Origin of the sequence: Klebsiella sp. C283 (assembly GCF_048822555.1) — a bacterium.
Lineage (GTDB): Bacteria > Pseudomonadota > Gammaproteobacteria > Enterobacterales > Enterobacteriaceae > Klebsiella > Klebsiella quasipneumoniae.
In genome coordinates this window covers 400,591-423,528 of record NZ_JBMEZS010000005.1, presented here as the reverse complement: position 1 = coordinate 423,528, position 22,938 = coordinate 400,591, and the positions used below count along the sequence as shown (strand labels likewise).

The following is a 22,938-nucleotide window of genomic DNA, read 5'->3' as shown; positions in this document are numbered from 1 at the left end:
TCCATTCGCGTTATAGTCAGCGCCACTCTCGAAGACAGCGGAAAAATCCTTATGTTTACCTATTACTTTCAGGGCCTTGCCCTGGGAGCGGCAATGATTTTGCCGCTTGGCCCACAAAATGCTTTCGTGATGAACCAGGGCATCCGTCGTCAGTATCACCTGATGATTGCCCTGCTGTGCGCGGTCAGCGACCTGCTGTTGATCTGCGCCGGTATTTTTGGCGGTAGCGCGCTGCTGATGCAGTCCCCCTGGCTGCTGACGCTCGTGACCTGGGGCGGCGTGGCCTTTTTACTGTGGTACGGCTTTGGCGCGCTGAAGACGGCGTTCAGTCAGAATCTTGAGCTCGCTAGCGCCGAGGCGATGCAGCAGGGGCGCTGGAAAATCATTATCACTATGCTGGCGGTCACCTGGCTGAATCCGCACGTTTATCTGGATACGTTTGTGGTGCTGGGCAGCCTGGGAGGCCAGCTGGCGATGGAGCCGAAGCGCTGGTTTGCGCTGGGAACCATTAGAGCCTCTTTCCTGTGGTTCTTTGGTCTGGCGCTGTTGGCCGCCTGGCTGGCGCCGCGGCTGCGTACCGCCAGAGCCCAGCGGATCATCAACATTGTGGTCGGCGCCGTCATGTGGTTTATTGCGTTTCAGCTGGCAAAAGAGGGCGTCGTCCATATCCAGGCGTTGCTCAACTAAGCGTTGTCCGATGGACTTTCCTGCTGTACGCGCTAAGCTTGCTGGCATGCGTCCCGTAAGGGCGATTTAAGTAACATGGAGAAACGACAGTGAAGTTAAAAGTCTTAGCCCTGGCGGCAACACTCGGATTTAGCACGATGGCGGCACAGGCCAGCGAATTGCCGGACGGTCCGCACATTGTGACTTCAGGCACAGCAAGCGTTGCTGCGGTTCCGGATATCGCTACCCTGGCGATCGAAGTGAACGTGGCGGCAAAAGATGCCGCATCGGCAAAAAAACAGGCTGACGATCGCGTTGCGCAATACCTCTCTTTCCTCGAAAAGAGCGGCATTGCGAAAAAAGACATCAACTCGGCGAATCTGCGTACCCAACCTGATTACGACTATCAGAACGGGAAAAGCATCCTGAAAGGCTATCGCGCGGTGCGCACCGTCGAAGTGACCTTGCGCCAGCTGGATAAACTCAACGGTCTGCTGGATGGCGCCCTGAAAGCCGGTCTGAACGAAATTCGCTCCGTCTCGCTGGGCGTTGCGCAACCGGACGCCTACAAAGATAAAGCGCGTAAAGCGGCGATCGACGACGCCGTGCACCAGGCGCAGGAGCTGGCCGCAGGTTTCCACAGCAAGCTGGGGCCAGTGTACAGCGTACGCTACCATGTCTCTAATTATCAGCCGAGCCCGATGGTTCGCATGATGAAGGCCGCTGACGCTGCGCCGGTTTCCGCCCAGGAAACCTACGAGCAGGCGACTATCCAGTTTGACGACCAGGTCGACGTCGTGTTTGAACTGCAGCCGGCGCAGGCCGCAGCACCGGCGAAACCGGCTGAAGCGCCGAAACCGGCCCAGTAAGCGATAGAAACAAAAAAGCCACTTCAGCGAAGTGGCTTTTTTTATGCCCGCGGTTTAATCCTGACGCAGCACCTTGTGACCGTAGTCGATGAGCGCATCGGTCACCCGCCGCATCATACGGCTTTCCGGGGCAAAGCGGTGCCAGTAGAGCATACGGCGCTGAAACAGGCCGGGAGTGAGATCGATAAGCTCGCCGCTGTTGAGCTCTTTTTCGATCTGCAGATGCGGGATCATACAGCAGGTAGTGCCCTGGCGCGCCAGCTGGACGAAGGCTTCCGACGAGTTGACGATATGGCAGGGGACGCTGCCCGGCGGCAGGTCGAAGTTTTGCTGCAGAAAGGCCTGATGCATATCGTCCAGATGGTCGAAGGCGACGACCGGGGCTTTCAGCAGCGCCGAACGCGTTACGCCGTTCGGGAAGTAGCGTTGCGCAAACTCTTTTGAGGCGACAAACAGATAATCGAGCGCGCCGAGCTGATCCACCAGGCAGCTTGGCAGCGCCTGCGGCTGGATACTTACCGCGCCGACCACTTCGCCACGGCGCAGGCGCTCCTGGGTGCGGGTTTCATCTTCCACCTGCAGGTTGAGACGAATAGGGGAGTCCGACAGCACATTAGCCAGCGCCGGCAGCAGCCAGGTCGCCAAACTGTCGGCGTTCACCGCCAGCGACAGCAACAGCGGCGTGGAGCCAGTCTGCTCGTCGCCCAGCCACTCCTCTTCCAGCAGTTCAACCTGGCGCAACAGAGCCAGCAATTTTTGTCCTTGCTCGGTTGGGCGCGGCGGCACGGTACGTACCAGCAGCGGCTGGCCGAACATATTTTCCAGCTGCTTAATTCGCTGTGAGACGGCGGACTGGGTAATACATAGCTTCTGCGCGGCGCGCTCAAATCCTCGTTCTCTAATCACCGCGTCCAGCGCTTGTAGTGTCCTGTAGTCCGGTCGTTTCATTATTCTGGCGTGCCCCCATAACTAATCGTTATCTCGCACTATGACATAAATTTTTATTTGATACAGACGAAATTGGTCTGCTCTGTTGTGTGATCTGCATCGCAGGGACATTTCCACTGTCGATGTTCTATAATGCGCCACAGGCATTCACATCTCGGACCATGATTATGACGCAGGATGAACTGAAAAAAGCGGTAGGTTGGGCAGCGCTGCAATACGTACAGCCAGGGACCATTGTGGGCGTTGGCACCGGCTCGACGGCGGCCCATTTTATTGACGCGCTGGGCACCATGAAAGGGCAGATCGAAGGGGCGGTCTCCAGCTCCGATGCCTCCACCGAGAAGCTGAAAAGCCTCGGGATCACCGTCTTCGATCTCAACAGCGTCGATCGCCTGGGGATCTACGTTGACGGCGCGGATGAGATCAACGGTCACATGCAGATGATCAAAGGCGGCGGCGCGGCGCTGACCCGTGAGAAGATCATCGCTTCGGTGGCCGATAAATTTATCTGCATCGCCGATGCCTCCAAGCAGGTCGATATTCTGGGCAAATTCCCGCTGCCGGTTGAAGTCATTCCGATGGCGCGCAGCGCCGTTGCACGCCAGCTGGTCAAGCTGGGCGGTCGTCCGGAATACCGTCAGGGCGTGGTGACCGATAACGGCAACGTGATCCTTGACGTGCACGGCCTGGAAATTCTCGATGCTATCGCGCTGGAAAACGCGATTAACGGCATTCCTGGCGTCGTGACCGTAGGGCTGTTCGCCAATCGCGGCGCCGACGTGGCGCTGATCGGCACCGCTGACGGTGTGAAAACCATCGTAAAATAGTCTGTCCGCAGGGAGCCAACCGGCTCCCTCGCAAATATTTTTTCACCTGGTGCAATTTAGTGACTTCTGTCACATTTGTGCAACCATTCTGATTAACGCGCTACCGTTCATTATCTTTCTGGTGTTTTGTCCTGCCATTTCCTTCTGAATGACATTTCTTCAGGACGGCGACGCAAACGTTCATATTGCCGCGATAGTTTTTTTTGATATGTTGCTGAGACGAACTTTCGTTCAGCACGACATCAGTTAAGACAAAACAGGACGGGGAAATGGCTAAGGTATCACTGGAAAAAGACAAGATTAAATTTCTGCTGGTTGAAGGTGTGCATCAAAAGGCAATCGATAGCCTTCGCGCGGCAGGTTACACCAACATTGAATTTCATAAAGGCGCGCTGGATTCCGAACAGCTGAAAGCGTCGATCCGTGATGCCCATTTCATCGGCCTGCGTTCCCGTACCCATCTGACTGAAGAGATTTTCGCCGCGGCGGAAAAACTGGTTGCCGTCGGCTGCTTCTGCATCGGTACCAACCAGGTGGATCTGAACGCCGCCGCGAAGCGCGGTATTCCAGTGTTTAACGCGCCATTCTCCAATACCCGTTCGGTGGCCGAGCTGGTGATCGGTGAGCTGCTGCTGCTGCTGCGCGGCGTGCCGGAAGCCAACGCCAAGGCGCATCGCGGCGTATGGAATAAGCTGGCGGTGGGGAGCTTTGAAGCGCGCGGCAAGAAACTGGGGATTATCGGTTACGGCCACATCGGCACCCAGCTCGGCATTCTGGCGGAATCGCTGGGGATGCATGTCTTCTTCTATGATATTGAAAACAAACTGCCGCTCGGCAACGCCACTCAGGTACAGCATCTCTCCGACCTGCTGAACATGAGCGACGTGGTCAGCCTGCACGTGCCGGAAAACGCCTCCACCAAAAATATGATGGGCGCGGAAGAGCTGGCGCTGATGAAGCCGGGCGCGCTGCTGATCAACGCCTCCCGCGGTACCGTGGTGGATATTCCGGCGCTATGCGATGCGCTGGCGAGTAAGCATCTGGCCGGGGCGGCAATCGACGTCTTCCCGACCGAACCCGCGACCAACAGCGACCCCTTCACTTCGCCGCTGTGCGAATTTGATAACGTGATCCTGACTCCGCATATCGGTGGCTCCACTCAGGAAGCGCAGGAGAACATCGGTCTGGAAGTGGCCGGCAAACTGGCCAAGTACTCTGACAACGGGTCAACCCTGTCGGCGGTCAACTTCCCGGAAGTTTCTCTGCCGCTGCACGGCGGACGCCGTCTGCTGCACATCCATGAGAACCGGCCGGGCGTCCTGACCGCCATCAACCAGATCTTCGCCGCGCAGAGCATCAACATTGCCGCCCAGTATCTGCAAACGTCGCCGCAGATGGGCTACGTGGTTATTGATATCGAAGCGGAAGAAGATGTTGCCCAGCAGGCGCTGCAGGCAATGAAAGCGATCCCGGGGACTATCCGCGCCCGTCTGCTGTTCTAATCATTTTTGCCTCTCGGGCAGGTCGCGTACCTGCCCGTTTTTTTGTTAATACCTTCCAGGCTGAATTTCTCGTCCCCGCGTACCTACCAACACCAGATTTTCCCCGGGGTGATCACCGCCGGCAGCGGGATATCCCACTCTTCGCTCGGCAGGGTGTCCACCTGCTGGCAGTCATGCGCGTAGCCCACCGGCTGCAGACGATACTGCTGCCAGTTTTGCAGCGTCCGGTCGTAAAAACCGCCACCCATCCCCAGCCGTTGGCCGCCGGCATCGAAGGCCACCAGCGGGGTGACCAGCACATCGAGATCAGCGAGCGGCAGCACGTCGCGCACGTCGAGCTTCGGTTCGCGGATCTTCAGGCGATTTACTATCAGTTCGCTCTGCGGATGGTAATGTAAAAACAGCAGGTTACCGGGGCTAAACGGATGCAGCACCGGGAGATAGACTCGCTTACCGGCCCGCCAGAGCTGGTCGATCAGCGGTTGGGTGTCCAGCTCGCCGTCAAAGGAGAGAAACAGCGCCACGGTGTGGGCGAGAACCACCGGCGGCCAGGCCATCATCCGCTCTGCGGCCTGCAGGGCAAACTGCCGCTGTTGCTCAGGGCTGAGCGCGCGTCGACGCTCGCGGATCTGCTGGCGAATGTGCTGGCGGGAGAGCAGGGTATCGGGCTGTAGAGTCATGCAGGTCTCATGGCGAGCAGGCGTAACAATAGAAAACAGTGTAATACAGTGCGGCATCAGCCGAAAACAGGCGTGGGGAAATAATGCGAGGTAAGGAAGGGAATCTCCGAGATGCCGCCGCAGGCTGTAACCCTTGAACCCTTGGTTCAAGGTGAATGTGTCGTCACAGTTTTAAGGCTTCTCGGACGGACCGAGCATGCTCACCAACCGTGGAGCGCCACATTCTTGTGGTATGAAATATCGGCTCAGGGGACTGGCCCGCTTGCAAACATCTCAGAGAAATTTTGTTCCTGGAGTTACTCTAACACAGTTAACTGCAAAGTGTTATTCAAACTTCGACCCTGGTCTTTCGCTTATGCGACCTTGCTCAAGCAATGCTTGCTCGATGGTCTGCTGAAGCATGCGAATGCGCTGCTCCATACTGGAAGCGTAGTCGCGGGTCTTCGCTTTTTCCTGAGTCAACTCATAGCTGATGTTCAACGCGGCGATGAAGACCAGCTGCTCAGTATTTGTGACTCTAGTGCGTTCTTTTAAATCTTGCAACCGCTGATTAAGGTCTTCAGCTGCCTGATTCAGGGCATCCCTTTGTTCAGGCGGGCAATTCACTCGCAGTGAACGGCCGAAAATTTGGAGATCTACGGGTTGTGCAGACATGCCACCTTCCTGCTGATTGACTGCGCTGCCTTCACACCCTGACCCGGGTCTGCGAAGGGGCGACACTATAGCTACCCTGGTGCGAAGATACAAGCCCTATTCTGGTTCACCAGGGTCCAAAGTGGTAGCATACCATGAATATTCCTCCCAACGATGACGAATGCGCATGTCTATACAGAACGAAATGCCTGGTTACAACGATGTAGACCAGTTACTGAACCAACAAGGGGTAGGGCTTACCCCGGCCGAGATGCACGGTTTGATCAGCGGATTACTGTGCGGCGGCAACACGGACAGCAGCTGGCAGCCGCTGGTGCACGACCTGACCAACGAAGGTCTCGCCTTCGGCCATGAGCTGGCCCAGGCGCTGCGTAACATGCATTCCGCCATCAGCGACTCACTGGATGACGACGGCTTCCTCTTTCAACTGTATCTGCCGGAAGGCGATGCGGTGAGCGTCTTTGACCGCGCCGACGCCCTCGCCGGCTGGGTCAACCACTTCCTTCTCGGCCTTGGCGTTAGCCAGCCGAAGCTGGATAAAGTGAAAGACGAAACCGGGGAAGCGATTGACGATCTGCGTAATATTGCCCAACTGGGCTACGATGAAGACGAAGATCAGGAAGAGCTGGAGATGTCTCTGGAGGAGATTATCGAGTATGTCCGCGTAGCCGCACTGCTGTGCCACGACACCTTTGCGCGTCAGCAGCCAACCGCACCGGAAGTCCGCAAACCGACATTACACTAACTAAAATTCGTTCAGGGGGCGTCATGACTCAGCAGGAATTTCTCTCGCGTCGCCAGGCGCTGTTGGCGCAGATGCAGCCAGGCAGCGCGGCGCTGATTTTCGCCGCACCGGAAGCGGTGCGCAGTGCAGATTCGGAATATCCCTACCGGCAGAACAGCGATTTCTGGTACTTCACCGGCTTCAACGAACCGGAAGCGCTGCTGGTGTTGATTAAAAGCGATGAAACCCACAACCATAGCGTGCTGTTCAACCGGGTTCGCGATCTGACCGCTGAGATCTGGTTCGGTCGCCGTCTGGGCCAGGAGGCCGCGCCGGCGAAGCTGGGCGTTGACCGGGCGCTGGCGTTCAGCGAAATCAACCAGCAGCTGTATCAGCTGCTCAACGGTCTGGACGCTATCTATTTTGCCCAGGGCGAATATGCCTATGCCGATGAGATTGTGTTCAACGCCCTCGAAAAACTCCGCAAAGGCTCGCGGCAGAACCTGCAGGCGCCGAACTCGGTGATCGACTGGCGGCCCATTGTGCATGAGATGCGCCTGTTCAAATCCGCGGAAGAGCTGGCCGTGATGCGCCGCGCCGGGGAGATCAGCGCCCTGGCCCATACCCGGGCGATGGAAAAATGCCGCCCTGGCATGTTCGAGTATCAGCTGGAGGGCGAAATTCTCCATGAATTCAATCGCCACGGCGCGCGCTTCCCCTCCTATAACACCATCGTTGGCGGCGGCGAAAACGGCTGCATTCTGCACTACACCGAAAACGAATCTGAACTGCGCGACGGCGATTTAGTGCTGATTGACGCCGGCTGCGAGTATCGCGGCTATGCCGGCGACATTACCCGCACCTTCCCGGTGAACGGCAAATTCAGCCAGCCGCAGCGCGAAATCTACGATATCGTGCTGGAATCGCTGGAGACCGCGCTGGAACTCTATCGCCCGGGCACCTCAATCTGCCAGGTGAACCAGGAAGTGGTGCGCATTATGATCACCGGCCTGGTGCGGCTGGGGATCCTCAAAGGCGAGGTTGACGAGCTGATCGCCAACAATGCCCACCGCCCGTACTTTATGCACGGTCTGAGCCACTGGCTGGGGCTGGATGTACACGATGTCGGTCACTACGACACCGACCGTTCTCGCGTCCTGGAGCCGGGGATGGTGCTGACCGTCGAACCGGGGCTGTATATCGCCGCCGACGCCGACGTGCCGGCGCAGTACCGCGGCATCGGCATCCGTATTGAAGATGACATCGTCATTACCGAAGACGGCAACGAAAATCTCACCGCCGGCGTGGTGAAGAAGGCGGATGAGATCGAAGCGCTGATGGCGGCGGCGCGCCAGTCATGAGCGTGCTGATCGTCGGCGGCGGGATGACCGGGGCGACGCTCGCCCTGGCCATCTCCCGTTTGACCGGCGGCGCGCTGCCGGTCCATCTGATTGAGGCGCAGGATCCCCAGTCGGCTCGCCATCCCGGCTTCGACGACCGGGCGATCGCCCTGGCCGCCGGCACCTGCCAGCAACTGGCGCGTATCGGTGTCTGGCAACGTCTCGCCGAGCGGGCGACGGCTATCCAGCGGGTACACGTCAGCGACCGCGGCCATGCCGGTTTTGTGAATCTGGCGGCGGCGGATTATCGCCTGCCGGCGCTGGGTCAGGTGGTTGAACTCCACGATGTCGGCCAGCGACTGTTTAGCCTGCTGCGCGAGGCGCCGGGCGTGACGCTGCATTGCCCGGCGAAGGTGGCAGTGGTCAGCCGCAGCCAGGAGAGCGTCAGCCTTACCCTTGAGGGTGGCGAAACGATCAGCGGCAAGCTGCTGGTGGCGGCGGACGGTTCGCGTTCGTCGCTGGGCGCCCGCTGCGGCATCAGCTGGCAACAGCTGTCCTATGAGCAACTGGCGATTATCGCCAACGTAAGCACCGCGCTGCCCCACGAAGGCCGCGCTTTCGAACGTTTTACCGAGCATGGCCCGCTGGCGATGCTGCCGATGTCGCAAGGGCGCTGCTCGCTGGTGTGGTGTCATCCGCAGTCGCGCCGCGACGAGGTGCTGAGCTGGTCTGACGAACGCTTTTGTCAGGAGCTGCAGCAGGCGTTCGGCTGGCGTTTGGGGCGCATTACCCACGCCGGGAAGCGCAGCGTCTATCCGCTGGCCCTCACCACCGCCAGCCGCGCGGTGTCGCACCGCCTGGCGCTGGTTGGTAACGCGGCGCAGACGCTGCACCCGATTGCCGGGCAGGGCTTTAATCTCGGCATGCGCGATGTGATGAGTCTGGCGGAGCTGCTCGCTGACGCCCATCTCAGCGGCGAAGATGTCGGCCATTATCCGCTGCTGTGTCGCTATCAGGCGCGCAGAACAGGGGATAAAGCCGCCACCATCGGCGTGACCGATGGGCTGGTGCATCTGTTTGCCAACCGTTGGGCGCCGCTGGTGGTGGGGCGCAATGTCGGTCTGATGGCCATGGAATTATTTACCCCGGCGCGCGATGCGCTGGCGCAGCGTACCCTCGGTTGGGTTCCCCGTTAAGGAGTAGAACGTGCAAAGTGTTGATGTTGCCATTGTTGGCGGTGGAATGGTGGGGCTGGCGGTAGCCTGCGGTTTACAGGGCAGCGGCCTGCGCGTCGCGGTGCTGGAGAAAGCGGAGCCGCAGCCGCTGGCCGATGATGCGCCGCCGGCGCTGCGCGTGTCGGCAATAAACGCCGCCAGCGAAAAGCTGCTGACGAAGCTGGACGTCTGGCGCGAGATCGTTGCCCGGCGCGCCAGCTGCTATCACGGAATGGAAGTGTGGGACAAAGACAGCTTCGGTCGCATTAGCTTTGATGACCAGAGCATGGGCTTCAGCCATCTGGGCCATATTATTGAAAACGCCGTGGTGCATTATGCGCTGTGGCAGAAGGCGCAGCGCTGCGCCGACGTCACCCTGCTGGCGCCTGCGCAACTGCAGCAGGTGGCGTGGGGCGAAAATGAGGCCTTTCTCAGCCTGCAGGACGGCAGCATGCTCACCGCGCGTCTGGTGATCGGCGCCGATGGGGCGAATTCGTGGCTGCGCAATAAAGCCGATATTCCGCTGACCTTCTGGGATTACCAGCATCACGCGCTGGTGGCGACTATCCGTACCGCTGAGCCGCATCAGGCGGTGGCGCGCCAGGTATTTCATGGCGACGGGATCCTCGCCTTCCTGCCGCTCTGCGATCCGCACCTGTGCTCGATCGTCTGGTCGCTGTCGCCGGCGGAGGCGCAGCGGATGCAGGAGGCTGATGAAGCCACCTTTAACCAGGCGTTAAATATCGCCTTCGATAATGGTCTTGGCCTCTGCCAGCTGGAAAGCGCACGTGAAGTCTTCCCACTGACCGGCCGCTATGCCCGCCAGTTCGCCGCCCACCGCCTGGCGCTGGTCGGCGATGCCGCGCATACCATCCACCCGCTGGCCGGGCAGGGCGTCAACCTCGGCTTTATGGATGCCGCCGAGCTTATCGACGAACTGAAGCGTCTGCACGCCCAGGGCAAAGATATCGGCCAGCATCTTTATCTGCGCCGCTACGAGCGCAGCCGCAAGCACAGCGCCGCGCTGATGCTGGCGGGTATGCAGGGTTTCCGCGACATGTTTTCCGGTAGCCATCCGGCGAAGAAGTTCCTCCGCGACATGGGGCTGAAACTGGCCGATACGCTGCCGGGCGTGAAACCGCAGCTGATTCGCCAGGCGATGGGCCTCAACGATCTGCCTGCCTGGTTACGTTAACCGCGTCACACTTCTTTCACCCGGCCTGCGCGCCGGGTTTTCCCCCTCATTTGAAATATTCTAATTTCACCTCTTTTTTCGCATTAGTTTTATTAATGCGTCCTTTTTTTTGTTAAAGAAATTAGGGCTATAAAATCGCATAAAACACCATCATTCCCTAATTCGTTCCGCTGTATTGTTAATTTTATGTGGCGTAAATCGCTTTTTTCCAGTCAATAACTCTGTAGGCTTTTCGGCGGATTTTAGTCATAAGCTAATGTGATGCCCTGAATGAGCTTATGGTTTAGCGCCGGGTTCGGTGGTAAGTTCAGGCAAAAGAGAACGTTTGCGTCGGTGTCCGTCAGCGATGCCGACGCCCCATTTCGTGGCGAAAAATCGCCGACAATCTCGTGGCTGGTTCCGTTTTATTCGATGAGGAAAAGATGGCTCAACAGACTCCGTTGTATGAACAACACACGCTGTGCGGCGCGCGCATGGTGGATTTCCATGGCTGGATGATGCCGCTGCATTACGGATCCCAGATTGATGAGCACCATGCGGTGCGCGGCGACGCAGGCATGTTCGATGTGTCGCATATGACCATCGTTGATTTCCACGGCAGCCGGACCAGAGAGTTCTTGCGCTATTTGCTGGCCAACGACGTGGCGAAGCTCACCACCCCGGGCAAAGCGCTCTACACCGGCATGCTGACCGCCTCCGCCGGCGTCATCGACGACCTGATTGTCTATTTCCTCTCTGAAGATTATTTCCGCCTCGTTGTTAACTCCGCCACCCGCGAAAAAGACCTCGCCTGGATTTCCGAACAAGCTGAACCTTACGGCCTTGAAATCATCGTTCGCGACGATCTGTCGCTGATCGCGGTCCAGGGTCCACAGGCGAAAGCGAAGGCGGCGACGCTGTTCACCGATGCGCAGCGTCAGGCCGTGGAAGGTATGAAGCCATTCTTCGGCGTGCAGGCCGGCGAGCTGTTTATCGCCACCACCGGCTATACCGGCGAAGCGGGTTATGAAATCGCCATGCCGAACGAGCAGGCGGCGGATTTCTGGCGCGGTCTGCTGGACGCTGGCGTTAAGCCGTGCGGTCTCGGCGCGCGCGATACCCTGCGCCTGGAGGCCGGGATGAACCTGTATGGCCAGGAGATGGACGAAGGCGTCTCTCCGCTGGCGGCGAATATGGGCTGGACTATTGCCTGGGAACCGGCGGATCGTAACTTTATCGGTCGCGAAGCGCTGGAGATGCAGCGTGAAAAGGGCACCGAACAGCTGGTTGGCCTGGTGATGACCGAGAAAGGCGTCCTGCGCGGCGGCCTGCCGGTACGTTTTACCGATAGCGACGGTAATCAAAAAGAAGGCATTATCACCAGCGGCACCTTCTCGCCGACCCTGGGCTACAGTATCGCGCTGGCTCGCGTGCCGGCCGGGATTGGCGACACCGCGGTGGTGCAAATTCGTAACCGTGAAATGCCGGTAAAAGTGACTAAACCTGGTTTTGTACGCAATGGCAAAGCCATTGTGTGATTTCCCTTTTTTGGAGATGAATTGATGAGCAACGTACCAGCAGAACTGAAATACAGCAAAGAACACGAGTGGCTGCGTAAAGAAGCGGACGGCACCTATACCGTCGGGATCACCGAGCATGCGCAGGAGCTGCTGGGCGATATGGTATTCGTTGATCTGCCGGAAGTGGGCGCCACCGTTGAAGCGGGCGCCGATTGCGCGGTTGCCGAATCCGTGAAGGCGGCTTCCGATATTTATGCCCCGATCAGCGGTGAAATCGTTGCCGTTAACGAAGAGCTGAACGACTCGCCGGAACTGGTCAACAGCGACCCGTACACCGACGGCTGGATCTTCAAAATCAAAGCCAGCGATGAAGCGCAGGTTGCCGCGCTGCTGGATGCGACCGCCTATGAAGCTCTGTTAGAAGACGAATAAATACGTTTCATCCTTCACGCTGCAGGGGCGTTGGCTTCCTGCCGCGCGCATGATTTTGCGTATTCCGGCCCGGTAAGCATCAGCGTTTGCCGGGCAAACCAGTCAGACAATCACGATTCACCGCACGTTTCAGGAACCATCGCTCATGACTCAGACTTTAAGTCAGCTTGAAAACCGCGACGCCTTTATCGAACGTCACATTGGCCCGGACGCTCAGCAGCAGCAAGAGATGCTGAAGACCGTCGGCGCGGATTCGCTTAACGCCCTGATCGGCCAGATTGTGCCGCAGGATATCCAGCTGGCGACCCCACCGCAGGTGGGCGACGCGACAACCGAATTCGCCGCGCTGGCAGAGCTGAAGGCGATCGCCGGTCGCAACAAGCGCTTCAAGTCTTACATCGGCATGGGCTACACCGCCGTGCAGCTGCCGCCGGTTATTCAGCGCAACATGCTGGAAAATCCGGGCTGGTATACCGCCTATACCCCTTACCAGCCGGAAGTCTCCCAGGGCCGTCTGGAATCGCTGCTCAACTTCCAGCAGGTTACGCTGGATCTCACCGGGCTGGATATCGCTTCCGCTTCGCTGCTCGATGAAGCGACCGCCGCCGCCGAAGCGATGGCAATGGCCAAACGCGTCAGCAAACTGAAAAACGCCAACCGTTTCTTCGTCGCCGCCGATGTCCATCCGCAAACCCTGGACGTGGTGCGCACTCGTGCGGAAACCTTCGGTTTCGACGTGATCGTCGATGACGCCGACAAAGTGCTCGATCACCAGGATGTCTTCGGCGTGCTGCTGCAGCAGGTGGGCACCACCGGCGAAATCCACGATTACAGCAAACTGATCGCCGAGCTGAAAGCGCGCAAAGTGATTGTCAGCGTCGCTGCCGACTTTATGGCGCTGGTGCTGCTGACGGCGCCGGGCAAGCAGGGCGCGGATATCGTCTTCGGCTCCGCCCAACGCTTCGGCGTGCCGATGGGCTATGGCGGCCCACACGCGGCCTTCTTCGCGGCGAAAGATGAATTCAAACGCTCCATGCCGGGCCGGATTATCGGCGTATCGAAAGATGCGGCGGGGAATACCGCGCTGCGCATGGCGATGCAGACTCGCGAACAGCACATCCGCCGCGAGAAAGCGAACTCCAACATTTGTACCTCGCAGGTGCTGCTGGCCAACATCGCCAGCCTGTACGCGGTATTCCACGGCCCGGCGGGTCTGAAACGTATCGCAGGCCGCATTCATCGCCTGACCGACATTCTGGCCGATGGCCTGCAGAAGAAAGGGCTGAAGCTTCGTCATGCCCACTACTTTGACACCCTGTGCGTGGAAGTGGCGGATAAAGCCGCGGTGCTGGCGCGTGCCGAAGCCCTGCAGATTAACCTGCGCAGCGATATTCACGGCGCGGTGGGCATTACGCTCGATGAAGCGACCACCCGCGAAGACGTGCTCAACCTGTTCCGCGCCATCGTCGGCGACGATCATGGTCTGGATATCGATACCCTGGATAAAGACGTGGCGCTGGACAGCCGCTCCATCCCGGCGGCGATGCTGCGCGACGATGCGATCCTCACCCATCCGGTGTTCAACCGCTACCATAGCGAGACCGAGATGATGCGCTACATGCACGCCCTGGAGCGTAAAGATCTGGCGCTGAACCAGGCGATGATCCCGCTGGGTTCCTGCACCATGAAGCTGAACGCCGCGGCGGAGATGATCCCCATCACCTGGCCGGAGTTCGCTGAGCTGCACCCGTTCTGCCCGGTAGAGCAGGCGGAAGGGTATCATCAGATGATCGCTCAGCTCTCCGACTGGCTGGTGAAACTGACCGGCTATGACGCCGTCTGCATGCAGCCGAACTCCGGCGCGCAGGGCGAATATGCTGGCCTGCTGGCGATTCGCCACTACCACGAGAGCCGCAACGAAGGCCATCGCGATATCTGCCTGATCCCAAGCTCCGCGCACGGCACCAACCCGGCTTCCGCGCAGATGGCGGGTATGCAGGTGGTGGTGGTCGCGTGCGACAAAAACGGCAACATCGATCTCGCCGACCTGCGTGAAAAAGCAGAGCAGGCGGGGGCGAATCTCTCCTGCATCATGGTCACCTATCCGTCGACCCACGGCGTATATGAAGAGACCATTCGCGAAGTGTGCGAGATCGTGCACCAGTTCGGCGGCCAGGTTTACCTTGACGGCGCCAACATGAACGCCCAGGTCGGGATCACCTCTCCGGGCTTTATCGGCGCTGACGTTTCGCACCTCAACCTGCATAAAACGTTCTGCATTCCGCACGGCGGCGGCGGCCCGGGTATGGGCCCAATCGGCGTGAAAGCGCACCTGGCGCCGTTCGTGCCGGGTCACAGCGTGGTGCAGATTGAAGGGATGCTGACCCGTCAGGGCGCGGTTTCCGCTGCGCCGTTCGGCAGCGCGTCCATCCTGCCGATCAGCTGGATGTATATCCGTATGATGGGCGCGGAAGGGCTGAAGCAGGCGAGCCAGAATGCGATCCTTAACGCCAACTATATCGCTACCCGTCTGAAAGACGCCTACCCGGTGCTCTACACCGGTCGCGATGGTCGCGTGGCGCACGAATGTATTCTCGATATTCGTCCGCTGAAAGAAGAGACCGGCATTAGCGAGCTGGATATCGCCAAGCGCCTGATCGACTTTGGCTTCCATGCGCCGACCATGTCCTTCCCGGTAGCGGGTACGCTGATGGTTGAGCCGACGGAATCGGAAAGCAAGGTGGAGCTGGACCGCTTTATCGACGCGATGCTGGCGATCCGCGCGGAGATCGACCGCGTCAAAGCCGGTGAATGGCCGCTGGAAGACAACCCGCTGGTGAACGCGCCGCATACCCAGGGTGAGATCGTTGGGGAATGGAACCATCCGTACAGCCGCGAGCTGGCGGTATTCCCGGCGGGCCTGCACAACAAATACTGGCCGACGGTGAAACGCCTGGACGACGTGTACGGCGACCGTAATCTGTTCTGCTCCTGCGTGCCGATGAGCGAATATCAGTAACGTGCGGAATTAGCTATACTTTTAAAGGCGCTGCGGCGCCTTTATTTTTTGGGAGAAAAGCATGGGGATAGCACTGATTAGCGGCGCGAGCCGCGGAATAGGCCGGGCGACGGCGCTGCTGCTGGCGCAGGAAGGGTATACTGTCGCGGTCAATTATCATCACAATATTAACGCTGCCACCGAGGTGGTGAATACCATTGTTGCCGCCGGCGGCAAAGCCACGGCGCTGCGGGCGGATATCAGTGATGAAGCGCAGGTGATGGCGATGTTTGAGGCGATTGACCGCATGGGCGAGCCGCTGACGGCGCTGGTCAACAACGCCGGGATCCTCTTTACCCAGTGTACGGTGGAGAGCCTGAGCGCCGAGCGCATTAACCGCGTGCTGGCGACCAACGTGACCGGCTATTTCCTCTGCTGCCGCGAGGCGGTCAAGCGCATGGCGCATCAGCATGGCGGCAAGGGCGGGGCGATAGTTAACGTGTCGTCGGCGGCGTCGCGCCTTGGCTCGCCGGGAGAATATGTTGATTACGCCGCGTCGAAAGGGGCGGTGGATACCCTGACCACCGGGCTGGCGCTGGAGGTGGCGGCGCAGGGGATCCGGGTAAATGGCGTGCGCCCTGGGCTGATTTATACCGAGATGCACGCCTCCGGCGGCGAACCGGGGCGCGTGGATCGGGTGAAGCATTCGCTGCCGATGCGGCGCGGCGGTCAGCCGGAAGAGGTCGCTCAGGCCATTGCCTGGCTGCTGAGCGACAAAGCGTCCTATGTGACGGGCAGTTTCCTCGAACTGGCGGGCGGTAAATAACCCGCTGATGCCAATTGCCCGGCGGCGCTGCGTTTGCCGGGCATGGGGGTAAGGCGAACGGTAGACCGGGTAAGGCGTAGCCGTCACCCGGCATAAAGTCCGGTAAAGTGGCTGACCTACCAGGAGGCCAGCCACAGCCGTAGACGCATTCCCCAGCCGCTGGTCCAGCCGGTGGTGACCGACTTCACCTCGCCTCGATAAATCACCACCAGCGTTGGCGTCACCCGAATGTCCCACTGCCGCGCCAGCTGGCCGCTCGGGTCATTCACCGTCGGCAGCGCCAGTTTCTTTCTGGCAAGCCACGTCTCCAGCGCGGCGTTATCGCCGGATCGCAGGGCCACGGTCAGTACATTGCCGCCATCGGCGGCAAGCGATGCCACCGACGGCGTGGTATAGCGACAGACCCCGCACCAGGTGGCCCAGACGTACAGCAGCAGCGGCTTTTGCTGGCTCATGGCGTTCAGATCCACCGCCCTGCCGTCGAGGGTGCGCAGCGATGTGGCGCTGACGTTTTGCGGCAGCGCGGGCTGGCGAAAATAATCCACCGCCAGGCCCACCGCCGCGCCAATCAGCAGCCACACCGCCAGCTCACGCAGCCAGCGCCGGAGCTTACTGGCCACGGGCTTTCGCCAGCTGCTCTTTCACCAGCCCCTCCAGTTCGTCAGCAGGGATCGCCCCGGCCACCATCTGATCGCCGATGATGGTCGCCGGCGTGCCCTGAATATTCAGCACCTGCGACAAAATCAGGTTCATCTTCAGCGAATCCATGGTCTTGTCATCGAGACTGACGCTGTCGGTGGCGGTTTTCTTCTGCGCCGCGGCGATGCTGGCGTCATCGTGATAGCCTTTTTTCGCCATCAGCCGCTGATGCAGCGCCCAGAACTTATCGGGCTGCTGGCGCCAGGTAGAGAGCGCCGCTTTGGCGGCATTGACCGAACTTTGCCCCTTGAACGGCAGCAGCTTCACGATCAGCTGGATGTCCGGGTTATCGTGGACGATTTTTTCCAGCATCGGATCAAACTGTTTACAGTAAGGACAGTTGTAATCGGTAAACGAGACGATCGTCAGCTTCGGCGCTTTGGCGCCGGTGCGCGGGCTGTTCGGATCGTTAAACAGCAGCTGCGCCAGCTGGTCATTACCGTTTGCTGGTGGTTCTTCCGCCGGGGCGGCGAAGCTGAAGGCGGATACGCACAGCAGTAATAAGGCGGTGATAGCTCTCATGTTAGTTTCCTTTGGCGGCAGACAGGGTGGCGAGGAGGTGTTCGCGATCTAACAGCGCAGGCAGGATCTCTCCCTGCGGCAATCCCGGTCCGTAAATCTGGTTAAACGGCACCGCGGCGCTGCCGCGGTCGGTTAAAAACTGACTAATCGTGGCGGAGGGGCGGCTCCAGTCGCCGCGCAGGGCGACCACGTCCGGCGCTAACAGCGCCTGCTGGACGTCATCGCGCAGCAGCACATTGTATTTATTGGCTTTACAGGTCACGCACCAGTCGGCGGTGACATCAATAAACACCCGCTTATGTTCCGCCAGGGCGCTGGCGATAGCCTGCTCGCTGAGCTGCTGCCAGTTAACCCGGTCGCGGCGCGGGCCCTCGCCGTCAGGCCGGGAGACAAAGGCGACGGCGCCGGCCACCACGATGGCCAGAGCCCCTGCGCGCAGCGCGGTCCGCCAGCGGTAGCGCCAGGCGGTGGCCAGCAGCAGGGCTACGGTCAGTATCACCAGCAGGGTAAGCACCGGGGTACGGCCGATGTGGATCGTCAGCAGGCTGACCAGCCATAGCGCCGAGCCCAGCATCATCACCCCCAGCGCCACCCGCAGATGATTCATCCAGCGGCCTGGGCGCGGAAGGCGTTGCGCCAGCCCCGGCCAGGCGACGATCAGCAGCCACGGCAGGCTCATACCGATCCCCATGGCGAAGAAAATCCCCCACAGCAGCGGCAGCGGCGCCACCAGCGCCACCGACACGGCGGTGCCAAGGAACGGCGCGGTGCAGGGCGTCGCCAGCAGGGTGGCGAAGGCGCCCTGCCAGAAATGGCCCATTAAGCCGTTGCCGCCTCGGGTGGCGAGGAAGGTGCTGGCGGTGGAGGAGAGGCGGATTTCGAACAGCCCCAGCAGACTGGCGCTGAACAGGACCATCACCAGCGCCATGGCGCCGATAAACCACGGGTTCTGGAACTGGATCCCCCAGCCGAGGGCCTGATTACCCAGGCGTAGCGCGGTCATCATCAGCGCCAGCGCCAGGAACGAGACGACGATCCCGCACGCCGAGGCGAGGAACTGTCGGCGCACCGCGCCGCGTTCGCGATGTTCGGTTTGCACCAGCGAGCCGAGCTTCATCGCCAGCACCGGCAGGACGCAGGGCATTACATTGAGGATAAGCCCCCCGGCCAGCGCCATCAGCAGCACCCAGCCTAACGCCGCTCCCGGCGCGGCACTGCCTGCGCTGATAGCGAGCTGGCTTTCCTGCGCCTGGCCGCTATCCGCCAGCACCAGCGACAACGTTTTACCGCGTAGATCCGGCGCCGCTTCGCCCCAGCTATCGGTGACCGGCACGCTGGCGGTCAGCGTATCGCCGCGGGTGGAAAAGCTCGGCTTGCCGAAATCGACATCCTCCATGCTGTCGATAAACAGCGCTGGCTGCTGCCAGCCGGCATCACGGCGGGCGGTCACCGTCAGTTTGCCGCTGACGTAGCTGGCGCTCAGCTGCGAAGTCAGGCCATCGCGCAGCGGCAGCGTGCCCATCGCACGGGTGTAATCGTAGGCAAAACCCTCCCCTGGCGGGGCCGTCATATCCAGCGAAAAGGGATAGTCAGTGAGAATGCAGACATTGCTGCAGGTGGATAATGTCAGTACGCCGCTGAGCGTCGGCGGTATCTTCCCGTGCAGGGTCATCGGGAAGCTGACGTCGCCGTGATACCCCTGAGTGGAAATGCCCGCAACGTCGAAACGCTGCGGCGTCGGCCAGCGCCAGTCAACCGCCAGCGGCGTGCCCCAGGCGATAGCCGGCGCGACGCCGCCTTCCCCTGGCGAGCGCCAGTAGGTTTTCCAGCCCTTTTCCAGCGCCACGTCTAAAAGCAGGCGGGTATCGCCATTGCTCTCGGTTTGCGCCCGCAGGCGCACGCTGGCGTGTTGATTATCGGCGGCGCGTAGCCAGCCGCTGTCGGCGGCCTGGCTGACGGGCAGCCATAGCCAAAGCAGGCAGACCAGTAGTCGCCTGAATAACATAGACATAAATTTGCTCCATAAATGATGAATTAACCTGAACTGTCAGGAAAATCACTCACTCACGGAAGACGCATAATCGCAGATGCACCCGCAATCGGGGCGGGGAGATAACGCGGGGAGGCCACTGGCGTTCGATACGCGGCGGGATCGCCGCCAGCACCGCCAGCAGCAGGGTGATAGCCAAAAGCGCCCCTTCGAACAGCATCGGCGGGACGGCCATCAGCGACTTGGCGCTGAGCTCGCACGGCGTGACCGGCGCGTCGGCCTTATCCTGGGTTTGCTGTAGCGACGGGCTGTCGGCAGCGAGGTTCATGACCAGCTCGTGCATCCCGGCCATTCGCTGGGCGGTGCAGACCAGCACCACCAGACAGGCCAGGAGGACAAAAAGAATGGCTTTGCGTTGTCGCTTAATCATGAGCGCCTCAAATATTCACGAGGCATATCTTATCGGGCGAACGCGTTTTGGCAATGGTAAAGCTGTAAAGAAGTGTCTGGCGGATAAGCGATTTGCCCTCTCCCGGCCGGGAGAGGGCAGTCAATTACAGATTCTCACCGTTGCTGGCGATGACCTCTTTGTACCAGTTGAAGCTCTTCTTGCGCGAGCGGGACATATCGCCGGTGCCGTCGTCGTGTTTGTTGACGTAGATGAAGCCGTAGCGTTTGCTGTACTGGCCGGTGGTGAAGGAGACGCAGTCGATGCAGCCCCACGGGGTATAGCCCATCAGATCGACGCCGTCGTAGGTGACGGCTTTCATCATCTCTTCGACGTGGGCGCGCAGGTAGTCAATGCGGTAGTCATCGTTGATGCTGCCGTCGGCTTCGACTTTGTCGTAGGCGCCAAAGCCGTTCTCGACGATAAACAGCGGCTTCTGGTAGCGCTCATACAATTCACACAGGGAATAGCGCAGACCGACCGGGTCAATCTGCCAGCCCCAGTCGGAGGCTTTGACGTGCGGATTCGGCACGCTGCCTTCGAAGCCGGAAATGGCGTCGCCGGTGCCGCCTTCGGCTTTCACCGCGTTGGTCATGTAGTAGCTGAAGCCAAGATAAGCGCAGGTGCCTTCGCGCAGGATCTGCGCGTCGCCATCCTCCATCTTGATGTTGAAGCCGCGGCGCTCCCACTCATTCAGCACATAGCTCGGATAGTAACCGCGCAGCTGAACGTCGGTAAAGACGTAGCGCTCGCGCATCGACTCCTGAGCAAACATCACATCTTCCGGTTTGCAGGAGTAAGGGTAGAGGGCGACCATCGCCAGCATGCAGCCGACCTGCATGTCCGGGTTAATACCACGCGCCGCTTTCACCGCCAGCGCGCTGGCGACGAACTGATGGTGCAGCACCTGGTACATGGTCTCTTCCGGGTTGTCATGCTCGGTATAAACCACCCCGGAGCAGCAGTAGCCGAACAGCGGCGCGCGCCAGTTACGCTGGTTATTGATCTCGTTGAAGGTCATCCAGTATTTCACTTTGTGCTTATAGCGCTCGAAGACCACTTCGGCGAAGCGCACAAAGAAATCGACCACTTTACGGTTGGTCCAGCCGCCGTACTGCTGCACCAGGTGCAGGGGCATCTCGAAGTGGGAGAGGGTGATCACCGGCTCGATGTTGTACTTCAGCAGCTCGTCGAACATGTCGTCGTAGAACTTCAGCCCCTCTTCATTCGGCTGGGTCTCGTCGCCCTGCGGGAAGATGCGGGTCCAGGCGATGGAGGTACGGAAGCATTTGAAGCCCATCTCGGCGAACAGTTTGATGTCTTCTTTGTAGCGGCCGTAGAAATCCACCGCTTCGTGGTTGGGGTAATATTTGCCGGCTTCAACCTGGTGGGTGATTTCACGCGGCACGCCGTGCGCCCCGCCGGTCAGCACGTCGCAGATGCTCGGGCCTTTGCCGCCCTGATCCCAGCCGCCTTCAACCTGATGCGCGGCAACCGCGCCGCCCCATAAAAAATCTTTCGGAAGGGTTAATTTTTTCATCCTGGCTAATCTCTCTAATAACTATTGCTCTCGAGTCTAGCAAAGTGAAATTGAATGTCACGATATAACAAATTCCGCCATACGTAATATGTTACATCGAAAAAACAGGCTGTTATTTTTAGCTGATTTTGCGCGCTAATTTACGTCCGAGCGTTTCGAGAATATAGATCACTGGAATTTGCGTCGTAATATCGTAGACACCGCCAATGCGCGTCTGCGGCACGTGCCAGGAGAGATTGAAATCGGCCAGTTTGGCCAGCCGCGAGTGTTCGTGACTGGTAATGGACATCACCTTGCAGCGGTGCAGGCTGAACTGGCTGGCGAAGCGCAGGATCTCTTCCGTCTCGCCGGAGACGGAAAGCACGATCGCCAGCGCGTTACGGGCCATATCGTTAGTCACCGGAAAATAGGGGTCATCAATATGATTACTAAATTTCCCGACGTTGGAGAAGAAGCGGGCGCCATATTTCGCCAGCGCGCCCGAGGTGCCTGCGCCGACGAAAATAATACGTTCGGAGGCGAGAATAATATCGACGGCCTGCTCGAGTAATTCATCGAACTCGTCATTATTAACGCTTTTAAAAAAGCTCATGATTTCGCTGGCGCCGATATTTGCCTGTTGAGGCTCGTTCTGCTCAAGATATAATTTAAAGCGCACGCGAAATTCAGAGTAGCCCTCGCACTGCAGTTTGCGGCAGAAGCGCAACACGGTGGTGGTGGAGACGCCGGCGGCTTCGGCCAGTTCGCGGATGGTCATGTACATCACTTTGTCACGATTCTTAATGACGTAGTGGTAGACCATCATCTCAAGATTATTGAGACTGGCGACAGCGGCGTGGGAGAACATACTCACAGTGGCGAACTCACAATTCATAATGACCAGGACGGAATTATATCATGCAGGCCAATGACATTACCTTTTTTCAGCGCTTTCAGGAGGACATCCTCGCCGGGCGCAAAACGATCACCATTCGCGATGCGGCGGAGTCGCACTTTAAGCCCGGCGATGTGCTGCGCGTCGGGCGCTATGAAGACAACGGCTATTTTTGCACCATCGCCGTGACCGCGACCTCGACGGTGACTCTCGACACGCTGACCGACCAGCATGCTCAACAGGAGAATATGACCCTCGGGCAGCTGCGTCAGGTCATCAGCGACATCTATCCTGGCGAGAACCAGTTTTATGTCATTGAATTCAAAACGCTTTAAGATAATCATGAACAGCTGTGAGTTGAAATAAAAATGTAACTTTATGATTTTAATGTGTTTACAAATATACATCGTTTTATTTTAGCTAACAGGTGTTCACTGGAATCATTCTCAGTTACCCTAAGTGGGCAATGAAAGCGTTCTTGTTTTCACGGA

22 protein-coding genes and 1 other RNA gene are annotated in these 22,938 nt (G+C 59.2%); 13 read left to right on the top strand and 10 right to left on the bottom strand.

The window, feature by feature from the left end; genetic code table 11:
- Nucleotides 1-51 precede the first annotated feature (51 nt).
- Both argO and ACOI7Z_RS12720 read left to right on the top strand, forming a co-directional pair.
- Complete coding sequence (gene argO / locus ACOI7Z_RS12725) at nt 52-687, top strand: arginine exporter ArgO (RefSeq protein WP_420702278.1); 636 nt, start codon at nt 52-54, stop codon at nt 685-687.
- 89 nt (nt 688-776) lie between these two features.
- A complete protein-coding gene (locus ACOI7Z_RS12720) occupies nt 777-1,535 on the top strand; it encodes an oxidative stress defense protein (RefSeq protein ID WP_023290983.1) in 759 nt (252 codons plus the stop codon).
- A 54-nt stretch (nt 1,536-1,589) separates the two neighbouring features.
- On the opposite strand, the gene argP is transcribed toward ACOI7Z_RS12720, so the two are convergent.
- Complete coding sequence (argP, locus tag ACOI7Z_RS12715) at nt 1,590-2,483, bottom strand: DNA-binding transcriptional regulator ArgP (RefSeq protein ID WP_002916497.1); 894 nt, start codon at nt 2,481-2,483, stop codon at nt 1,590-1,592.
- A gap of 167 nt (nt 2,484-2,650) precedes the next feature.
- Here argP and rpiA point away from each other — a divergent pair, with 167 nt between their 5' ends.
- Both rpiA and serA read left to right on the top strand, forming a co-directional pair.
- On the top strand, nt 2,651-3,310 hold the full coding sequence (rpiA, locus tag ACOI7Z_RS12710) for a ribose-5-phosphate isomerase RpiA (RefSeq protein ID WP_002916495.1): 660 nt from the start codon (nt 2,651-2,653) through the stop codon (nt 3,308-3,310).
- 269 nt (nt 3,311-3,579) lie between these two features.
- Nucleotides 3,580-4,812, top strand: a complete 1,233-nt coding sequence (serA, locus tag ACOI7Z_RS12705) for a phosphoglycerate dehydrogenase (protein ID WP_008806446.1) — start codon at nt 3,580-3,582, stop codon at nt 4,810-4,812.
- 83 nt (nt 4,813-4,895) lie between these two features.
- Here the strand turns inward: serA and ACOI7Z_RS12700 are convergent, their stop codons facing one another.
- The 3 genes from ACOI7Z_RS12700 to zapA form a co-directional block, all read right to left on the bottom strand.
- Nucleotides 4,896-5,492: a 5-formyltetrahydrofolate cyclo-ligase gene (locus ACOI7Z_RS12700; RefSeq protein WP_086074964.1), complete on the bottom strand. Its 597-nt coding sequence runs from the start codon at nt 5,490-5,492 to the stop codon at nt 4,896-4,898.
- Nucleotides 5,493-5,591: 99 nt separating this feature from the next.
- Nucleotides 5,592-5,775, bottom strand: a non-coding RNA gene (gene ssrS, locus ACOI7Z_RS12695) — 6S RNA.
- 41 nt (nt 5,776-5,816) lie between these two features.
- The gene (gene zapA, locus ACOI7Z_RS12690) at nt 5,817-6,146 is read right to left on the bottom strand and encodes a cell division protein ZapA (protein WP_004205298.1); all 330 of its coding nucleotides are present in this window, start codon (nt 6,144-6,146) and stop codon (nt 5,817-5,819) included.
- A 166-nt stretch (nt 6,147-6,312) separates the two neighbouring features.
- Between zapA and ACOI7Z_RS12685 the strand changes: the two genes are divergently transcribed.
- From ACOI7Z_RS12685 to ACOI7Z_RS12650, 8 genes are all read left to right on the top strand, one after another.
- Complete coding sequence (locus tag ACOI7Z_RS12685) at nt 6,313-6,891, top strand: YecA family protein (protein ID WP_002916486.1); 579 nt, start codon at nt 6,313-6,315, stop codon at nt 6,889-6,891.
- Nucleotides 6,892-6,914: 23 nt separating this feature from the next.
- Nucleotides 6,915-8,231, top strand: coding sequence for a Xaa-Pro aminopeptidase (gene pepP / locus ACOI7Z_RS12680; protein ID WP_004205299.1), 1,317 nt, complete (start codon nt 6,915-6,917; stop codon nt 8,229-8,231).
- A complete protein-coding gene (ubiH, locus tag ACOI7Z_RS12675) occupies nt 8,228-9,406 on the top strand; it encodes a 2-octaprenyl-6-methoxyphenyl hydroxylase (protein ID WP_087848594.1) in 1,179 nt (392 codons plus the stop codon). The genes pepP and ubiH overlap by 4 nt, the downstream gene beginning before the upstream one ends.
- Nucleotides 9,407-9,416: 10 nt before the next feature.
- Nucleotides 9,417-10,619 (top strand): FAD-dependent 2-octaprenylphenol hydroxylase, encoded by a 1,203-nt coding sequence (ubiI, locus tag ACOI7Z_RS12670; protein WP_087848595.1) that lies wholly within the window; start codon nt 9,417-9,419, stop codon nt 10,617-10,619.
- Between the two features lie 422 nt (nt 10,620-11,041).
- Complete coding sequence (gene gcvT, locus ACOI7Z_RS12665; RefSeq protein WP_004205303.1) at nt 11,042-12,136, top strand: glycine cleavage system aminomethyltransferase GcvT; 1,095 nt, start codon at nt 11,042-11,044, stop codon at nt 12,134-12,136.
- 24 nt (nt 12,137-12,160) lie between these two features.
- Entirely contained in the window at nt 12,161-12,550 is a 390-nt protein-coding gene (gene gcvH / locus ACOI7Z_RS12660) for a glycine cleavage system protein GcvH (protein ID WP_023290979.1), read from the top strand.
- A gap of 145 nt (nt 12,551-12,695) precedes the next feature.
- Nucleotides 12,696-15,569: an aminomethyl-transferring glycine dehydrogenase gene (gcvP, locus tag ACOI7Z_RS12655; RefSeq protein WP_023290978.1), complete on the top strand. Its 2,874-nt coding sequence runs from the start codon at nt 12,696-12,698 to the stop codon at nt 15,567-15,569.
- Between the two features lie 61 nt (nt 15,570-15,630).
- Nucleotides 15,631-16,374: an SDR family oxidoreductase gene (locus tag ACOI7Z_RS12650; RefSeq protein ID WP_023290977.1), complete on the top strand. Its 744-nt coding sequence runs from the start codon at nt 15,631-15,633 to the stop codon at nt 16,372-16,374.
- Nucleotides 16,375-16,490: 116 nt separating this feature from the next.
- Here the strand turns inward: ACOI7Z_RS12650 and ACOI7Z_RS12645 are convergent, their stop codons facing one another.
- The 6 genes from ACOI7Z_RS12645 to ACOI7Z_RS12620 all read right to left on the bottom strand — a co-directional run bounded on the left by ACOI7Z_RS12645 (nt 16,491) and on the right by ACOI7Z_RS12620 (nt 22,420).
- Complete coding sequence (locus ACOI7Z_RS12645; protein ID WP_048298256.1) at nt 16,491-16,994, bottom strand: protein disulfide oxidoreductase; 504 nt, start codon at nt 16,992-16,994, stop codon at nt 16,491-16,493.
- Nucleotides 16,984-17,595, bottom strand: coding sequence for a DsbA family protein (locus ACOI7Z_RS12640; RefSeq protein ID WP_023290975.1), 612 nt, complete (start codon nt 17,593-17,595; stop codon nt 16,984-16,986). Before ACOI7Z_RS12640 ends, ACOI7Z_RS12645 begins: the two co-directional genes overlap by 11 nt.
- 1 nt (nt 17,596) lies before the next feature.
- A complete protein-coding gene (locus ACOI7Z_RS12635; RefSeq protein ID WP_087848596.1) occupies nt 17,597-19,606 on the bottom strand; it encodes a protein-disulfide reductase DsbD family protein in 2,010 nt (669 codons plus the stop codon).
- A 49-nt stretch (nt 19,607-19,655) separates the two neighbouring features.
- The gene (locus ACOI7Z_RS12630) at nt 19,656-20,015 is read right to left on the bottom strand and encodes a copper resistance protein (RefSeq protein WP_087848597.1); all 360 of its coding nucleotides are present in this window, start codon (nt 20,013-20,015) and stop codon (nt 19,656-19,658) included.
- Between the two features lie 124 nt (nt 20,016-20,139).
- Nucleotides 20,140-21,573 carry a 6-phospho-beta-glucosidase BglA gene (bglA, locus tag ACOI7Z_RS12625; protein WP_023290972.1) on the bottom strand — a complete coding sequence of 478 codons (1,434 nt, stop codon included), beginning with the start codon at nt 21,571-21,573 and terminating at the stop codon, nt 20,140-20,142.
- Between the two features lie 118 nt (nt 21,574-21,691).
- Entirely contained in the window at nt 21,692-22,420 is a 729-nt protein-coding gene (locus ACOI7Z_RS12620) for a MurR/RpiR family transcriptional regulator (protein WP_032454033.1), read from the bottom strand.
- A gap of 50 nt (nt 22,421-22,470) precedes the next feature.
- On the opposite strand from ACOI7Z_RS12620, the gene yqfB reads away from it, so the two are divergent.
- Nucleotides 22,471-22,782: a N(4)-acetylcytidine aminohydrolase gene (yqfB, locus tag ACOI7Z_RS12615; RefSeq protein WP_087848598.1), complete on the top strand. Its 312-nt coding sequence runs from the start codon at nt 22,471-22,473 to the stop codon at nt 22,780-22,782.
- Nucleotides 22,783-22,938 lie beyond the last annotated feature (156 nt).

Coding starts and splice junctions, on each gene's coding strand:
- ACOI7Z_RS12700 (WP_086074964.1), bottom strand. CDS start 5,492: ATGACTCTACAGCCCGATACCCTGCTCTCCCGCCAGCACATTCGCCAG.
- gcvP (WP_023290978.1), top strand. CDS start 12,696: ATGACTCAGACTTTAAGTCAGCTTGAAAACCGCGACGCCTTTATCGAA.
- gcvT (WP_004205303.1), top strand. CDS start 11,042: ATGGCTCAACAGACTCCGTTGTATGAACAACACACGCTGTGCGGCGCG.
- ACOI7Z_RS12685 (WP_002916486.1), top strand. CDS start 6,313: ATGTCTATACAGAACGAAATGCCTGGTTACAACGATGTAGACCAGTTA.
- yqfB (WP_087848598.1), top strand. CDS start 22,471: ATGCAGGCCAATGACATTACCTTTTTTCAGCGCTTTCAGGAGGACATC.
- bglA (WP_023290972.1), bottom strand. CDS start 21,573: ATGAAAAAATTAACCCTTCCGAAAGATTTTTTATGGGGCGGCGCGGTT.
- ACOI7Z_RS12640 (WP_023290975.1), bottom strand. CDS start 17,595: ATGAGAGCTATCACCGCCTTATTACTGCTGTGCGTATCCGCCTTCAGC.
- ACOI7Z_RS12650 (WP_023290977.1), top strand. CDS start 15,631: ATGGGGATAGCACTGATTAGCGGCGCGAGCCGCGGAATAGGCCGGGCG.
- argO (WP_420702278.1), top strand. CDS start 52: ATGTTTACCTATTACTTTCAGGGCCTTGCCCTGGGAGCGGCAATGATT.
- zapA (WP_004205298.1), bottom strand. CDS start 6,146: ATGTCTGCACAACCCGTAGATCTCCAAATTTTCGGCCGTTCACTGCGA.
- rpiA (WP_002916495.1), top strand. CDS start 2,651: ATGACGCAGGATGAACTGAAAAAAGCGGTAGGTTGGGCAGCGCTGCAA.
- ACOI7Z_RS12635 (WP_087848596.1), bottom strand. CDS start 19,606: ATGTCTATGTTATTCAGGCGACTACTGGTCTGCCTGCTTTGGCTATGG.
- ACOI7Z_RS12630 (WP_087848597.1), bottom strand. CDS start 20,015: ATGATTAAGCGACAACGCAAAGCCATTCTTTTTGTCCTCCTGGCCTGT.
- pepP (WP_004205299.1), top strand. CDS start 6,915: ATGACTCAGCAGGAATTTCTCTCGCGTCGCCAGGCGCTGTTGGCGCAG.
- ACOI7Z_RS12620 (WP_032454033.1), bottom strand. CDS start 22,420: ATGTTCTCCCACGCCGCTGTCGCCAGTCTCAATAATCTTGAGATGATG.
- serA (WP_008806446.1), top strand. CDS start 3,580: ATGGCTAAGGTATCACTGGAAAAAGACAAGATTAAATTTCTGCTGGTT.
- gcvH (WP_023290979.1), top strand. CDS start 12,161: ATGAGCAACGTACCAGCAGAACTGAAATACAGCAAAGAACACGAGTGG.
- ubiH (WP_087848594.1), top strand. CDS start 8,228: ATGAGCGTGCTGATCGTCGGCGGCGGGATGACCGGGGCGACGCTCGCC.
- argP (WP_002916497.1), bottom strand. CDS start 2,483: ATGAAACGACCGGACTACAGGACACTACAAGCGCTGGACGCGGTGATT.